General features: G+C 34.3%; 15 protein-coding genes. 3 read left to right on the forward strand and 12 right to left on the reverse strand.

Annotated elements, in window-relative coordinates:
• Positions 1-89: 89 nt before the first annotated feature.
• Together CW357_RS16430 and typA are read right to left on the reverse strand one after the other, a co-directional pair.
• A complete protein-coding gene (locus CW357_RS16430) occupies positions 90-482 on the reverse strand; it encodes a YlaH-like family protein (RefSeq protein ID WP_371684365.1) in 393 nt (130 codons plus the stop codon).
• A 26-nt stretch (positions 483-508) separates the two neighbouring features.
• A complete protein-coding gene (gene typA / locus CW357_RS16435) occupies positions 509-2,350 on the reverse strand; it encodes a translational GTPase TypA (protein WP_124218613.1) in 1,842 nt (613 codons plus the stop codon).
• Positions 2,351-2,531: 181 nt separating this feature from the next.
• Between typA and CW357_RS16440 the strand changes: the two genes are divergently transcribed.
• A complete protein-coding gene (locus CW357_RS16440) occupies positions 2,532-2,717 on the forward strand; it encodes a DUF5325 family protein (protein ID WP_119414745.1) in 186 nt (61 codons plus the stop codon).
• 296 nt (positions 2,718-3,013) lie between these two features.
• On the opposite strand, the gene CW357_RS16445 is transcribed toward CW357_RS16440, so the two are convergent.
• Positions 3,014-3,805, reverse strand: a complete 792-nt coding sequence (locus CW357_RS16445) for an inositol monophosphatase family protein (RefSeq protein WP_119414744.1) — start codon at positions 3,803-3,805, stop codon at positions 3,014-3,016.
• Positions 3,806-3,921: 116 nt separating this feature from the next.
• Positions 3,922-4,119, reverse strand: coding sequence for a hypothetical protein (locus tag CW357_RS16450; protein WP_119414743.1), 198 nt, complete (start codon positions 4,117-4,119; stop codon positions 3,922-3,924).
• Between the two features lie 163 nt (positions 4,120-4,282).
• Here CW357_RS16450 and CW357_RS16455 point away from each other — a divergent pair, with 163 nt between their 5' ends.
• On the forward strand, positions 4,283-4,909 hold the full coding sequence (locus tag CW357_RS16455) for a YktB family protein (RefSeq protein WP_124218614.1): 627 nt from the start codon (positions 4,283-4,285) through the stop codon (positions 4,907-4,909).
• A 50-nt stretch (positions 4,910-4,959) separates the two neighbouring features.
• Here the strand turns inward: CW357_RS16455 and CW357_RS16460 are convergent, their stop codons facing one another.
• The 4 genes from CW357_RS16460 to CW357_RS16475 form a co-directional block, all read right to left on the reverse strand.
• Positions 4,960-5,250 carry a UPF0223 family protein gene (locus CW357_RS16460; protein WP_119414741.1) on the reverse strand — a complete coding sequence of 97 codons (291 nt, stop codon included), beginning with the start codon at positions 5,248-5,250 and terminating at the stop codon, positions 4,960-4,962.
• A gap of 124 nt (positions 5,251-5,374) precedes the next feature.
• Entirely contained in the window at positions 5,375-6,052 is a 678-nt protein-coding gene (locus CW357_RS16465; protein WP_119414740.1) for an LrgB family protein, read from the reverse strand.
• A 1-nt stretch (position 6,053) separates the two neighbouring features.
• A complete protein-coding gene (locus CW357_RS16470) occupies positions 6,054-6,497 on the reverse strand; it encodes a CidA/LrgA family protein (RefSeq protein WP_158582312.1) in 444 nt (147 codons plus the stop codon).
• 150 nt (positions 6,498-6,647) lie between these two features.
• Positions 6,648-9,797: an efflux RND transporter permease subunit gene (locus CW357_RS16475; protein WP_119414738.1), complete on the reverse strand. Its 3,150-nt coding sequence runs from the start codon at positions 9,795-9,797 to the stop codon at positions 6,648-6,650.
• 106 nt (positions 9,798-9,903) lie between these two features.
• Between CW357_RS16475 and CW357_RS16480 the strand changes: the two genes are divergently transcribed.
• Complete coding sequence (locus CW357_RS16480; protein ID WP_158582311.1) at positions 9,904-10,740, forward strand: TetR/AcrR family transcriptional regulator; 837 nt, start codon at positions 9,904-9,906, stop codon at positions 10,738-10,740.
• 50 nt (positions 10,741-10,790) lie between these two features.
• Here the strand turns inward: CW357_RS16480 and qoxD are convergent, their stop codons facing one another.
• Genes qoxD through qoxA form a run of 4 tightly spaced genes read right to left on the reverse strand, consistent with a single transcriptional unit; the run spans position 10,791 to position 14,590 of the window.
• Positions 10,791-11,078, reverse strand: a complete 288-nt coding sequence (qoxD, locus tag CW357_RS16485) for a cytochrome aa3 quinol oxidase subunit IV (RefSeq protein ID WP_124218615.1) — start codon at positions 11,076-11,078, stop codon at positions 10,791-10,793.
• Between the two features lie 2 nt (positions 11,079-11,080).
• Entirely contained in the window at positions 11,081-11,680 is a 600-nt protein-coding gene (gene qoxC, locus CW357_RS16490; RefSeq protein ID WP_119414735.1) for a cytochrome aa3 quinol oxidase subunit III, read from the reverse strand.
• Positions 11,680-13,623, reverse strand: a complete 1,944-nt coding sequence (qoxB, locus tag CW357_RS16495) for a cytochrome aa3 quinol oxidase subunit I (protein ID WP_124218616.1) — start codon at positions 13,621-13,623, stop codon at positions 11,680-11,682. The genes qoxC and qoxB overlap by 1 nt, the downstream gene beginning before the upstream one ends.
• A 58-nt stretch (positions 13,624-13,681) precedes the next feature.
• Positions 13,682-14,590, reverse strand: a complete 909-nt coding sequence (gene qoxA / locus CW357_RS16500; RefSeq protein ID WP_119414733.1) for a cytochrome aa3 quinol oxidase subunit II — start codon at positions 14,588-14,590, stop codon at positions 13,682-13,684.
• Positions 14,591-15,418: the final 828 nt, after the last annotated feature.

The following is a 15,418-nucleotide window of genomic DNA, read 5'->3' on the forward strand; positions in this document are numbered from 1 at the left end:
TTGACAACCCCAACAATTAGTATAGAACCTAAAGAAATCCATTATCCTATTCATAAAAAAAGAGTTGCCCGAAAAGGGCAACTCTTTTTTTATGAAGTAGCTTCTTTTTTCTTATCTCTACGTAGACGTACCTTGTAGATGATTAACACTAAAGCAGCAACGATCAATCCTTCTACCATCGGTAAGAAGAAAGCTAAAAACGTTAAAATAATACAGCCTAAGAACAAGAACACGTAAATCACAGCTGTTTGCCATGCTTTAAGTGCAGATCTTGCAAATCCAAGATGATACACAATTGCCGTCAAAACAAAGATAACAGCTAAAAGAATATAACCTGCAATCGTATAATTTGGTGCATACTCGTAGATATAGCGAGCTACACCGGACATACGATTAAAAACTTGGTCATGACCATCTGTAGAAGTAGATGCACCAGCTTGCATAAAATTCAGTTTTAATAGGAAACCGGAATTAAACAAGATTAACATCTCCCCGTCTAGTGAAATTATTATTCAGCGCTACGATGTTTTTTAGCAGCTTTTTCACGTTCGTTTTTGTTAAGAATTTGTTTACGAAGACGAATAGATTCTGGTGTAACTTCTAAGTATTCATCATCGTCCAAGAATTCTAACGCTTCTTCAAGAGTTAAGATTTTTGGTGTTTTAATAACATTTGTTTGGTCTTTATTAGAAGAACGGACATTTGTTTTTTGTTTCATTTTAGTGATGTTAACAGTTATGTCGTTATCACGTGAGTTTTGACCTACGATCATACCTTCGTAAATTTCAGTACCAGGTTCTACGAATAATACACCACGGTCTTCTACTTGCATCATACCGTAAGTTGTAGATTTACCAGTTTCCATAGAAACAAGGGCACCATTACGACGACCACCAACACGACCAGATGCTACTGGTTGATAAGAATCGAAAGTATGGTTAATAATACCGAAACCTTTAGTTAATGACATAAATTCAGTTGTGTAACCGATTAATCCACGTGCAGGGACCATAAAGATTAAACGTACTTGTCCGTTACCTTCATTGATCATATCTTGCATTTCACCTTTACGATCACCTAATGATTCAATAATTGAACCAACGCAATCTTCTGGTACGTCAATTTGTACACGTTCTACTGGTTCACATTTAACGCCATCAATTTCTCTGATGATAACTTTTGGTTTAGATACTTGTAATTCATAACCTTCACGACGCATGTTTTCTACAAGGATAGATAAGTGAAGTTCACCACGACCAGAAACTGTCCATGCATCCGGTGAATCAGTTGGATCTACACGTAAAGATACATCTGTTTGTAATTGTGCATTTAAACGTTCTTCAATTTTACGAGCTGTAACCCATTTACCTTCACGACCTGCGAATGGTGAGTTATTTACCAAGAAAGTCATTTGTAAAGTTGGTTCATCAATACGCATTGGTGGTAATGGTTCAATGTTATCTTGTGGACAAACTGTTTCACCTACATTGATTTCTTCCATACCAGAAACAGCGATTAAATCACCCGCATATGCTTCTTGAATTTCTTCACGTTTTAAACCGAAGAAACCAAAGATTTTTGTTACACGGAAGTTTTTCACTGTACCATCTAATTTAGATAGTGCTACAGATTGACCTACATGGATAGTACCACGGAATACACGTCCAATACCGATACGACCAACGAAGTCATTGTAGTCAAGTAATGCAACTTGGAATTGTAATGGTTCTTCACGAGTGTCAGCAGGTGCTGGAATGTGACGAATAATTTCTTCAAATAGACATTTCATATCAGATTCTTGTTTAGCAGGATCTGGATCTAAAGAAGCAGTCCCGTTTACACCTGAAGCGAAAACTACTGGGAATTCTAATTGATCTTCATCGGCACCTAATTCGATTAATAAGTCTAAAACTTCGTCTACAACTTCTTCTGGACGAGCAGAATCTTTATCGACTTTGTTAACGACTACGATTGGTGTAAGTTTTTGTTCTAAAGCTTTTTTAAGAACGAAACGAGTTTGAGGCATACAACCTTCATAAGCATCAACAACTAGTAAAACGCCATCTACCATTTTTAAGATACGTTCTACTTCTCCACCAAAATCGGCATGTCCTGGTGTATCTAAAATGTTAATTTTAGTATTTCCATAATGAACGGCTGTGTTTTTGGCTAGAATTGTAATACCACGTTCACGTTCAATATCATTAGAGTCCATTGCACGTTCTTCAACATGTTCGTTTGAACGGAATGTACCTGATTGTTTTAATAATTGGTCGACTAAAGTTGTTTTACCATGGTCGACGTGGGCAATAATTGCTATATTTCTGAGATCTTCTCTTAAATTTGTCATTGTTCCACTCCACATTCTTTTTTCGAGTCCATAACTTTGCTATTATAACATAAAAAACAGGGAATTGTCTTTTTTTCACTTACTTTTTCAACTTTTTTATTTATTAGTCATGAAATCCTTGATAATCTTATTATTTCGTTTGACAATAGAATTATAACAAATATTTTTTTGGAGGATTATAATGAATAAAGCAAAAATCGTCATGGCTATCTTTGCATTAGCAGGAATTTTAGCCATGTGTTCAATCGGATATGCAATCGCTGCTAGTAGTATTTTAGGTATTATTGGTGGTATTATAGCAGTTTGTGTCGTCTTTGGATTAGCATTTAAAACAAAACGCCAATTCCGCGACAAAGGATTATTGTAATAAAAGCGGAATGCGCTCGTTTAGCCCTGAAGTGCGTTGGAGGGCTCGAATCGAAAGCATATTTCCAGCTTTCGACCGAGAGACCGAAACGACTCGAAGGGCTAGCGCATGGAGCTGGATATAATAAAAGCGGAAGCGGCTCGTTTAGACACGACTTGCGCTGGAGACTTCGAATCGAAAGCATCTTTTCAGCTTTCGACCGANAAGTCGAAGCGACCTCGAGTGTCTAGTAGCATCAATATATAAAAGAGATTGCCCCAATTAATTGCTTTGGGACAATCTCTTTTTTTAGAATACTATTTTAATTTAATATAATGTTCAATAATTTCCTCATGAATAGAAGGATTTGCAATAATAAATCCATCTTGTTTTAACAGATTAATCGGTTTGTTTACTAGATTACTCGCAATTGCTCCTACTTCATTAGCAATTACTGCACCACCAGCAATATCCCAAGGAGATAACCGTAATGATAGATAGGCATCCATTCTTCCACTTGCAACTGATGCAATTTCTAACGATGCAGAACCATAAGATCTTGTCCCTCTAACCTTCCGAATAAGCTCTATCATAGGTTCATGCTCGATTCTCTTATTTGGAGTTACCCAAACTGCATTTACGCCAATGATTGATTTATCTAACGAAATTGGTTTGAGTGGTTTTAATGGTACATCATTCATAAAAGCACCCTTACCTTCAATTGCGTAGTACATCTGATTTCTCATCACATCATATATATATCCAAGTTTCCCTATTCCATTCATATAAATACCAACTGAAATAGCAAAGTTTCGATGTTGTCGAATAAAATTCATAGTCCCATCAATTGGGTCGACTATCCAAACAACCCCTTCAAGTGAATCAATCTTCTCCCCCATTCCTTCTTCACCTAAAATTTTGTAGGAGGGATCGAACTCTTTAATCTTTTGTATAAAAAATACTTCAGTTTCTCGATCTATATTGGTTACTAAATCATTGGCATCAGCTTTTGTTTCAATTTTCCACTTTTCTGAAAATGAATGCCGGATACGTTCTCCTGCTTCTATTATAATTGACTTTGCAAATTGATGAACTTCAGCAATCCCCATCGTTACCACACCTTCCCCAAAATACAGAGTTATTGTTATTCTTTTCATTATAACAAAAAAGACACCTGCTTCTCATAATGAAAAGCAAGTGTCATGTTAAAATATTTGAGGTTTCTCTAGGCGAACGCATGAAATGCCTCCAGTTCCATATGAATTTCAGCTAACCTCGCCTTACTTTGAGCAATTTGTTTTGCATCATTCAATTGCATTGCATCAAATAAAGTAGCTAATTCATAATCCACCTCAAGATGGAGTCCTTTAATATATTGCTTTTCAAAATCAACTTTACGAATGATATGAACGACTTGTTTCATGCAAATCAACTCCTTAAAATTTGAGGTTCAACATCAGAAAATAGAATTTTCTGACCATTTTCTACATTATATTCACTTTATTACGTTTGGTAAGTCCTTCTACAAGATTTTTTCCCATTTTTGAAATAAAATAAACATAAAGTTGAAAAAGGAGAGAAAAAAAGTGACTGTAAAATGGACTAACCAAGACTTTGATGTTTTTACAACGCCTGGTCTTGAAGAACGAATGTCAGAGCTTATCAAGCATGTACGCCCTAAATTTGAAGAATTAGGAACAACATATAGTACATACTTTTCAGTTAAAACGGGTGAAGAATTTTTCCCGCATGTTGCAAAACATGCAAGACGTAAAGTAAATCCTCCCATCGATAGTTGGGTTGCTTTCGCACCAAATAAAAGAGGCTATAAAGCACTTCCTCATTTTGAAATTGGACTTTTTAAAACGCATATTTTTATCATATTATGCTCTATTTACGAAGCTCCAACAAAGAAAGAAATAGCAAATAGTTTATTGAAAAATCTGAATATTTTTAGCGAAGTTCCAGGTGATTTTTATATTTCTGGCGACCATTTTGATCCAAATGGCATTTCATTAAGTGACGCAATAACAGATGGTTCACTTGAAAAACTTTTGGAACGACTACGAGATGTTAAAAAAGGCGAGTTTATGATCGGCATTCAAATCCCTAGAGAACAATCTGTTAATCTATCCGCGGAAGAATTCGCGACAACAGTAGAAGAAACATTTGATGCATTATTGCCTATTTACAAAACAATGGTAAATGTGTAGCGAAAAAGCAATCGGTAATTCTCTTTTTTGAGCAGACCGATTGCTTTTTGTTATCTTCTACGTTTCACTGTTGTTCCTTTAATAATTGTACCATTTTGACTTGTTTTTGTCTGTTTAACAATCTCGTAGCTTCCATAACCACTTTCATCTTCAAAATCGCGAAAAATTGTTTTTTCTTCTGCCATAGATGGAACAATTTCTTTAAATCTACGATATTTCGATAATACTTCTTCTCGTTTTACACCTTTTTCATATGCCTTTTCAATTGTTTGAAAAAATGCGATTACATCAACAATTTCATCAGTAGACCACTCTGTTGAAAATGGGTATGAGTATTCCATATGGCAAGCCACCTCTTCATAATATTAAATATTGAGACTTCATTAATATTGTAAACTGTATAGCGAAAGGTCTGCAACTTTTCGTTATTAATAAATAGTATATTCCCTGGAAAATGACTTTATTCTAAAAAAATATTATGACAAATAAAGGTAATATTATTGAACCCAATACGGCCGTTAATGTCATCGATACAGATCCCATAGATAATGTCTTTTCACCATATTCTGTTAATTTTCCAACACCTATTCCATGAGCACTACTTCCCATAGAGACACCCTTTGCAATTGGCGTTTCAATTTTACAAATTTTATAGATGAATGGACCAATGATTGCACCAATTATTCCAGTTATAATTACAAATACTGCAGCTAGTGTAGGATTCCCATCTATCACTTTACTAATCTGCATTGCAACTGGTGATGTTATAGATTTTGGAATAAGCGTCATTAAATACTCATTTTTTAGATGTAATACACCTGCAAGTGCTATTACAATAGCAATACCACAAAATAACGCTGATCCGATTCCTGTTAAGATTGCTTTATAATTCTTAATAATAAGCTCTCGTTGTCTATACAATGGCAAAGCTAAACTTACCACTGTAGGCCCAAGAAGCCGATCAATCCATTGTCCTCCTATCATATATGTTTCATACGGAATCTGGAATACTAATAATACACTGACGATAATAATCGCACTTGTAAATACAGGGAAAAGGATAGGATGATAAAAATGCGTATAAACCTTTTTCATCAGAAAAAACACAAGTAATGTTGCCACACAAACGGTTATCGCTATCATTTTATAACTCCCCTTTTTGTTGTATTTTTTCAATAGTCGTTTCCACAATAGGTTCTACTAAATTTTCTGATTGCTTTTCTATATGATTTTCAACTAATTGCGTAGCTCTTCCTGATGCAACAATAGACAGTATTGTACTAACTAAGATAATTCCAATAATAATGAGCCCCTGCCAAGAAATAAGCTCTGGATAATCTACAATTCCTACTGTTACTGGAATAAAAAACAATGTCATATACGCTAGTAATGTTTCAGCTCCGCTGGAAATCCAACTCTCAGGAATTATTTTTGTAGCAAGTAACACAAACAATAAGATTAGTCCTACAATACTCCCCGGAAATTTAATATGTAAAGCTCCCATCAGCAATTTTCCACACTCAGATAATACATATAAGAATGCTACTTGGCTTAAAATTTTCAAATATTTCAACCCTCTCTGTTGCATAACAGAACACCCCATCCCATACTAATATAGTACAATTTATCAAAATATTCTAAATTTGTCTAGTTTATTTCTTCTAAAAGACTGATATAAAAAAGCCAGTCTTTGTAGAATATTCTACAAAAACTGACTTGTGATTTATTGGTATATATTTTAGTCTTCTTTATTCTCGTGTGCACGGTCTTTCTTCAAGATTTTAGAAATCAATTCGTATACTAAAGGTACAATTACTAATGTTAAAATTGTAGAACTGATTAATCCACCAATAACAGTAACCCCTACGCCTTTAGAAATAAGGCCGCCACCTTCAGCACCGATTGCTAATGGGATTAACGCACCAATTGTTGCGATAGCTGTCATTAGAATTGGTCGTAAACGTGTTGCACCTGCTTCTAATATTGCTTCACGCATGGTCATACCTGCATGTTCCATATGGATGATACGATCGACTAATACAATGGCGTTGGTTACAACAATACCTATTAACATTAATAATCCAATCAGAGAGGATACACTAATTGTTTCACCTGAAATATACAAGGCAACAAGTGCACCAATCACTGTAAATGGTAGTGAGAATAGGATTGCAAATGGTGCTAAACCTTCACCAAATGTAACAACTAGCGTGAAGTAAACAATGGCAATTGCTGCAGCGATTGCTAAACCTAATTTAGAGAAGGCTTCATTCATATCTTCTGCAACGCCACCGGTATCGACATTGACATTATTCGGTATGTCTAATTTATCAATATCTTTTTGAACTGCTGAAGATGCTTTTGTAATATCTTTTGACGTTACAGTAGCGGTAACATTTGCATAAATTTTACCTTTACTACGGTTAACTTGAGTTGATGTAGTTCCCTCTTTTACTTTCACAACATCAGATACTTTTACTTTTTTACCTACTGGTGTTTCAAGTTCTTCATTTAAAACTTCTTGGAACTTTTCAGGGGATGCGGCTTCCTTATGCACATTCACATCTAGTTCTTTACCATCCTTAGTTACAGTGGTTAAAACTTCTGTTTGTGTATTTGGATTAATCGCCATTGCAATTTGGCCAGTTGTCAACCCTAGAGCTTTAACTTTATCTTGGTCAATTACTAATGTTTTTTCTGCATAGTTCTCAGCAAGTGAAGTTTTAACATCTTTTAAGTTATCTTGTTTCTTCATTAATTTTTCAATGTCTTTTATAACCGGTCTAATATCTTCAACCGTATTACCATAAACAGAGTAAGAGAGTTCGTTACTTGATCCTGTAGATGTGAAATCTTGGCTCTTCCAAGTACCTTTTTGATTGACAGCAAGAACTTCTTTAATAAGTTTTTCTTTTACATCGCCAAAGTTTTCTGTATCTGTATCATAGATAACATAAACTAATGCACCATTCGATGCACCAGGCATCATTGGATTAGATCCACCAATTGAAGATTGAACTGTTTTAACATCTTTTTTGTCCATAATCATTTTTTCAATAACTTCTACATCATCAATGACTTTGTCTCGTGTTTCACCAGGTTCAGGTGTGTATGTTAAGTACACCATTTTTTGTTGGTCATCTGGTAAGAAACTAAAACCAACGAGAGGAGTTAAGAATAAGCTTGCGACTAAAATTACTATCGAAATAATAGATGTGGTCCATTTATGATCTAATACCCATGATAAAATACGTTTATAACCTCTCGATAATTTACCATGTTCTTCTTTTTTCGTTTTTTTGTTACCATATAACTCTTTTTTAAACAATGTATGCGCTAAAACTGGAACAATTGTAATCGCGACAATTAGGGATGCGATTAATGCAAACGCCATTGTTAAACCAAACGGTAAGAATAATTCACCTACCATGCCACCTACTAGACCAAGTGGTAAGAATACCGCAATTGTGACTATTGTTGAAGATAAGATAGGTTTGAACATTTCAATAGTTGCTTCTCTGATCAAAGCACGCCCATGTAACTTTTCATCTTCTAGATAAATTCTTCGATAGATATTTTCGACAACCACAATTGAATCATCGATTACCCGACCAATCGCAACTGTCATCGCACCTAATGTCATCATATTCAACGAAATATCCATTTGTTTTAGTACAGTAACAGCAATTAATAATGACATTGGAATTGAAATAATTGAAATAATAGTTGAACGAACATTACGTAAGAACAACATAATAATGATAACGGCGAAAATTGCCCCGAATAATGCCTTATCGAGCATCGTTTGAACAGAATCTTCTATCGGTTGTCCTTGATCGAGCGTTACCTCAATATCCATACCTTTGTTTTCTTTTTCAAACTTCTTCGCTTCATCCTTAATATCATTTACAACATCAACTGTATTTGCTTCTTGAGATTTAACAACTTGAACTGCAATAGCTGATTGTCCATTTGTACGCGAAACTGACTCTACATCACCAATGACTTTAATAGATGCTAATTCCCCTAATTTCACAAATGGTTTAGTTTGTTGGAAAGCTTTTGCACTTGCCGCTCCTTGTACATTTGCTTGAGCTGCTTTTGCCTGTGCTTGAGCTGCTTGTGCATTGGCAGAAGCACTTTGCATCGTTACAGGTATTTCTAAATTTTTCAAATCTTTTATTGTTGTCATTTTCCCATCAACAACAACTGATTGTTCCTCATCTTTGAATTGGAACATACCTAATGGTACTTGGGTGTCCATTGCTTGAACATATTGTTTAATAGTGTCTTCTGTAAGACCGTATTTAGCTAATTTCTTTTGATCGTAAGTTAACTCTACTTTTTCTACTTGTTGACCAGATACTGTTACAGATGCAACACCATCTACTCCCTCAAGTTTTGGTACAAAATAATTTTCTGTTGTTTTTGTTAAATCTGCTATAGATTGATCTTTATTGGCAACACTTAACGCAACAACAGGAAAAGCATTAATATTCACTCGATCTACAGTAGGTTTTTGAGCTGTTTCTGGTAGTTCTACCTTTTCAAGTGCTTCCTTTATATCACTAACTGCTTCTTTCATATCCGTCTCATATTTAAATTCTATTTGTAGACTAGAAGCATTTTGATATGAATTGGAGTAAACAGCTGAAACACCTTTCAAATGGTTTACTGCCTTTTCAAAAGGAATCGAAATATCATCAGCAACTTGTTGTGGCGTTGCTCCAGGATAGACAGTTGTTACAGTAGCAATCGGAACTGTAATATCTGGTATAGTTTCTAACTTCATTTTTGTTCCTGAATATACGCCTGCAGCAGCCACAATAATCGTTAGAAGCCATACAGCTAGTTTATTTTTTAAAACAAATTTAATCAGCGAATTCATTTTACACCGTCCTTTTTTGACTTATCGGTCACTATTCAATATAATAATGACCAATAAGTCAAAAGTCAAACTATACTATAGTAAGAATCATAGAAAGAGTGAAAATATGTCTAAACGTGATCTAATTATTGAGAAATCCATAGAGATCTTATCTGAACGATCAATAGCATCTACATCCATACAAGATATAACAAATGCATGTGGGATATCAAAAGGCGCATTTTATCTTTCATTTAAATCTAAAGAAGAACTGCTAATTGCAATTGTTGAGTATATTATTCAAGAAATGACTTCAAAATATCAGGACCTACTAAATCTACAAGTTGACCCAAAAGAAAAATTAACACAATACTTTATGTTATCATTTCATTTTTTTGAAAAAAATTCACCTTTTATCTCATCTCATATACGTGAACTTATCAAAATTGTAGATGAAAATGTTTCAGAAAAAATTCATAATCATTTTAGAATTGCTGATCACATGACCCTAACGATTCTTAAAGAAGTGTATCAATCTAAAATAGAAGAAACTCAATATGATTTACTAATATGTATTCGAAGTATGATGAAAGGATACGCTGAATTCATAGTTATGCAAAAACAAAAAGTTGATTATTATCAATTGAGTAAATACTTTGTGAATCGTATTGATCTACTTGTTGAGGCAAATGTACCTCCACTGATAACAAAGGAAATGTATGAACATAATCCACGAAACGTACAACGTATTGAAAAGAAAAACATTATTGACGAAATTAAAAATTGTAAAGAAAATTATCTAGATAATAGTTTTCTCATTGACACCTTTGATATGATCATTGAAGAATTACAAAAAGATTCCCCAAGAAAAGCCATCTTATTAGGGATGGCATCAAATCTTACGACTACCAATCATTTAAAATGGTTGGCTGTATTGCTCAACCAATTTACTGATGAAATGTAAAAAAGCAGTCTAACATCTAAATGTTAGACTGCTTCTTCATTTTGTCAGTATTACATATATCCCCAAACCATGGCTAACAATGTACCAAACACAGTGATTAAACCAACTACAACTGAGTAAATAATTGTAGCATATAAAGCTTTTTTATCTTCTGTTTCACCAATATGCATAAATAATACTAATTGAACAAGCGCTTGTGCAGCTGCTGTTACAAGAAGAACTGTCATGGCAACACCGTTAGACATTCCTTTAAACATCACTACGGTTAGTGCTGCGAGTGTTAAAACAAGAGAACCGACAAAGCCCATTACATGTTCTTTAGGAAATAGTTCTTTCATTTTTACAACACTCCTTTCAAGTAAACAAAGCTGAAGATGAAGATCCATACAACATCAAGGAAGTGCCAGTATAGTGAGAAGATAAATGCTTTGTTTGCTGTTTTAGCATTTAAACCACGTTTTTTAATTTGCATTAAGATGCCTGAACCCCATAGAAGACCGAATGTTACGTGAGCACCATGGGTACCTAGTAATGTCATTAATGAAGACATGAAGGCATTAGTTTGAATTGTTGCGCCATCATGAATATATGTTAAGAACTCATTAATTTCTACACCTAGGAATACAGCACCTAGAAGTAAAGTTAAGATGTAGAAAACCATCATTGCTTTAGTTCGTCCAATACGCATCGCATGAACACCTAAACCAATTAAGAAACTACTTGTTAACAATACGAATGTTTCAACTAATACAGGTGGTAATTCAAAAATTTCTTTACCTGTTGGACCTGAACCTGTGCGATCAACTAATGCGAAGTATACACTAAATAATGTCGCAAAGAGAAGGATTTCGGCCCCAAGGAAAACCCAGAAACCAAAGATTTTCAATTCATTTTCTTCTGTACTGTATTCTAAAGGAACTGATTTATTTTCTTTTGACATTATTGTTCACCTCTCAATCGACGTTCAGTTGCTTCGATTTCAGCCACTTCAATATGATGACCTTCATCTTTTTCAAATGAACGATAAGCCATAAAGCCTAATGTTGCAATAGCAAATACAATTACTAAAGACCATACACTAAATACAAAGAAGAATGAGAATAAGAATAATACACCAGCCATCCACATTGGAGCGCCACTATTATTTGGCATATGAATACGTTCATATTTGCCTGCTGTAATATCTCTACCTTCTTTTTTCGCATACCAGAATTCATCTAAACGATTGATTTTTGGTACAATTGCAAAGTTATATTCTGGTACTGGACTATGAGTTGCCCATTCAAGAGAACGTGCATCCCATGGATCGCCATTTAAATCGCGTGGACTATGACGGAAGCTGTAGTAAATGTTATAGCAAATTAACATAAATCCTACTGCCATCACAAGAGCACCAGCGAATGATAACATATTCAAAGGACCGAATCCTGTATCTGCTGAGTATGTGTACATACGACGAGCATATCCATCTAACCCTAAAATAAATAGAGGGAAGAATGCAACATTAAATCCTACTGCTATACACCAGAATGCTGCTTTACCTAATTTTTCATTCAAGCGGAAACCAAAGATTTTTGGCCACCAGAAATGATAACCAGCTAATACACCAAATACTGTACCTGGGATTAATACATAGTGGAAGTGAGCAACTAAGAACATTGTGTTGTGATATTGATAGTCGGCACTTGCCATTGCAAGCATAACCCCTGTTACACCACCGATTGTGAAAATCGGAATAAACGCTAATGCGTAAAGCATAGGTGTAGTAAATGAAATTTTCCCATGTCGCATTGTTAATAACCAGTTAAAGATTTTAACACCCGTTGGAACTGCGATCAACATAGTTGTTGTTGAGAAAATACCATTAACCATAACACCATGACCCATTGTGTAGAAATGGTGAACCCATACCATGAATGATAATAGTGAGATTAATACCATACTAAATACCATTGATGTGTAACCAAATAAGTTTTTACGTGAGAATGTTGAAATAACCTCACTAAAGATACCGAATGCTGGAAGAATAACGATATATACTTCAGGATGTCCCCAAACCCAGAATAAGTTTGCCCAAAGCATATCCATACCGCCATCTTGCATAGCGAAGAATTTAGTACCAAATTGACGATCTAAAGTCATCAAAGCAAGTGCAACAGTTAATACTGGGAATGCAAATGTAATGATGATATTTGTGATTAATGCTGACCAAGTAAACATAGGCATTTTCATTAATTTCATACCAGGTGCACGCATTTTCATAATTGTTGTGATAAAGTTAATCCCTGTCATTAGAGTACCCAAACCAGAGATTTGTAAAGCCCATGCATAATAGTTATTCCCTACACCAGGGTTAAATTCAATACCTGCTAATGGGAAATAAGAAGACCATCCTGCGTTTGGTGAACCACCAATTACGAAGGAAATATTTAGTAAACCTGCACCAGCTGCAAATAACCAGAAGCTAAGTGCATTTAATCTTGGAAATGCTACATCTCGTGCACCAATTTGTAATGGTACAACGACATTCATCAAACCAATGATAAATGGCATCGCCATAAAGATAATCATGATTAAACCATGAGTTGTGAATATTTCATTGTAGTGCTCCGCATTCAATAAGCCATTCTCTGGGACAGCGGTTTGTGCACGCATTAATAATGCATCAATACCACCTCTAAATAGCATAACCAATGCTACAAAGATATACATGACACCGATTTTTTTATGATCGACAGTAGTTAGCCAGTTTTTGTAAAGCCAGCCCCACTTCTTGAAGTAAGTCAATCCTGCAAATACCGCAATAGCACCAACTACAATACTTATCCCAGCACCTAAAATCATCGGCTCTTTCATCGGCGCGAATAATTCTTCCATGCTCATGTGTGTAACTCCTTTCTTGTCTCAATAGTCTAGTAATCTTTTAAATCGATCACTAAAACTAGTGAGACATATCCATTCCTTCCATTTCGTGAGACTCTTTTGAATCATCTTTTTCTTTTTTACTATCATTGTGTTTGCTCATATCCATTGGAGCTGGACTAAATGATAAGTGTGTTGAAGAAAAACTTTCTCTTCCTACGAAAGATGTTTTCAATAATTTATTGAATTTTGCTTCTGTTAATTTTGGTTCATTTGTTTTTACGTCATTAACCCATTCATCAAAGTCATCTTGTGACATTGCTTGTGTTTCGAATTCCATTTTCGCAAATCCTTCACCGTTGAAGTTTGAGTTACGACCCATATATGAACCTTCTTCATCAGCAGCTAAATGTATTTTAGTTACCATATCGCTCATAGCATATTTTTGACCTGCTAATTGAGGAATCCAGAAACTTGTGATTGGTCCAAATGAATACAATCTAAATTCAATTGGTCGATCTGTAGGGATGTTCACATAGTTTACTGTTTCAATACCTTGTTCTGGATAGCTGAAGTGCCATTTCCAGTTAGATGATGAAGCATAAACAACAAGCGGTTTTTTATCCCCATAACCTTTTGGTTGGTTTTCAACTTTAGAAGTCGTAAATACCGTTACAATTGCTAAAACGGTTACTATTAAAATTGGAATTACTGTCCAAGTGATTTCCAATACTTTACTTCCCTCTTCGTGTGGAGGTTCATAATCTGCTGTTTGTTTTGATGCACGATATTTCGTTAACATATTAACAAGTAATACATAAACGACTAATAAAATAACAGCCATTACTATTATGGATAAGATGATTGTATCCGATAAAGTCTTAGCATTCGGACCTTTTGGATCAAAAATCATCAAAGGTTGGCAGCCAGACAACATTAATGCCAAGAAAGCCATAACTGTCGGCATAATAAGAACTTTTTTCTTCATAATGTACTCCCTTCTCAAAAAACAATTAAAATATAAAGCTTTTAAAATGTTTTATTGAAGTATTCGTCATTCTAAGATTTGAAACTACCTTCTGAATTAATATAGATTGAATTTGCTACAGTTATAGATTGTAGGTATATAACACTCACTCAATGTTTTAATAGCTCATGTTATATAAACGGACAATATAATAATATTCCCACAACCTATATAGTGGAAAAATGGCACCCAGGTTTTCGCGCCTTTTTCTCCTGAGGTTTTTCAATCATTTTTTAATTCAAATGAATTATACCTCCATATATTTAATAAAAAAATAAAAAAAAACCTAATTCCATAATTTAATTGACTCATTTTGAACATTTTGTGGATATAATTTGTATAAAATGTGTACTTATTTTTAAAAAGGGTCTTTTTATTCATGAATATGTTATTATTATGTAATTATTTTATTTAATTTTCCAAATGTATTCGTTTCCATTGTAATAAAAAGGAAAATCTATTATATAAAAATAGATAGATCATTTCAAAAGTATAATATTTTCTGTTAAAAAAGCATTTACTCGAAGGATTAAGCTGATTAAATACAAGAGATAGATAAAACCTGTTTTACTTTTTTATAAAACGCCAGTTAATCTAACATTCAATAGATATTAACGTATTTATCCTCATCATATATAAAAATTGGTATCACATATGTAGCTGCTTTTTCAGTCCTCCTCGTAGTTTTTTAAGAAGTATAAAACTGAAAAAGTATAATTGGCATCAAAAATAAAAAAGCCCCTTAAGATACATGGAAAGGTGCTGCACCCCAAAAGTTAGAGTAAAAAA

Source organism: Rummeliibacillus sp. TYF005, assembly GCF_003844195.1.
Classification (GTDB): domain Bacteria; phylum Bacillota; class Bacilli; order Bacillales_A; family Planococcaceae; genus Rummeliibacillus.

What these genes read in the sequence shown, in the direction of transcription:
- typA (WP_124218613.1), bottom strand. Translation starts at nt 2,350, where the DNA reads ATGACAAATTTAAGAGAAGATCTCAGAAATATAGCAATTATTGCCCAC.
- CW357_RS16440 (WP_119414745.1), top strand. Translation starts at nt 2,532, where the DNA reads ATGAATAAAGCAAAAATCGTCATGGCTATCTTTGCATTAGCAGGAATT.
- CW357_RS16445 (WP_119414744.1), bottom strand. Translation starts at nt 3,805, where the DNA reads ATGGGGATTGCTGAAGTTCATCAATTTGCAAAGTCAATTATAATAGAA.
- CW357_RS16450 (WP_119414743.1), bottom strand. Translation starts at nt 4,119, where the DNA reads ATGAAACAAGTCGTTCATATCATTCGTAAAGTTGATTTTGAAAAGCAA.
- CW357_RS16460 (WP_119414741.1), bottom strand. Translation starts at nt 5,250, where the DNA reads ATGGAATACTCATACCCATTTTCAACAGAGTGGTCTACTGATGAAATT.
- CW357_RS16465 (WP_119414740.1), bottom strand. Translation starts at nt 6,052, where the DNA reads ATGATAGCGATAACCGTTTGTGTGGCAACATTACTTGTGTTTTTTCTG.
- CW357_RS16470 (WP_158582312.1), bottom strand. Translation starts at nt 6,497, where the DNA reads ATGCAACAGAGAGGGTTGAAATATTTGAAAATTTTAAGCCAAGTAGCA.
- CW357_RS16475 (WP_119414738.1), bottom strand. Translation starts at nt 9,797, where the DNA reads ATGAATTCGCTGATTAAATTTGTTTTAAAAAATAAACTAGCTGTATGG.
- CW357_RS16480 (WP_158582311.1), top strand. Translation starts at nt 9,904, where the DNA reads ATGTCTAAACGTGATCTAATTATTGAGAAATCCATAGAGATCTTATCT.
- qoxD (WP_124218615.1), bottom strand. Translation starts at nt 11,078, where the DNA reads ATGAAAGAACTATTTCCTAAAGAACATGTAATGGGCTTTGTCGGTTCT.
- qoxC (WP_119414735.1), bottom strand. Translation starts at nt 11,680, where the DNA reads ATGTCAAAAGAAAATAAATCAGTTCCTTTAGAATACAGTACAGAAGAA.
- qoxB (WP_124218616.1), bottom strand. Translation starts at nt 13,623, where the DNA reads ATGAGCATGGAAGAATTATTCGCGCCGATGAAAGAGCCGATGATTTTA.
- qoxA (WP_119414733.1), bottom strand. Translation starts at nt 14,590, where the DNA reads ATGAAGAAAAAAGTTCTTATTATGCCGACAGTTATGGCTTTCTTGGCA.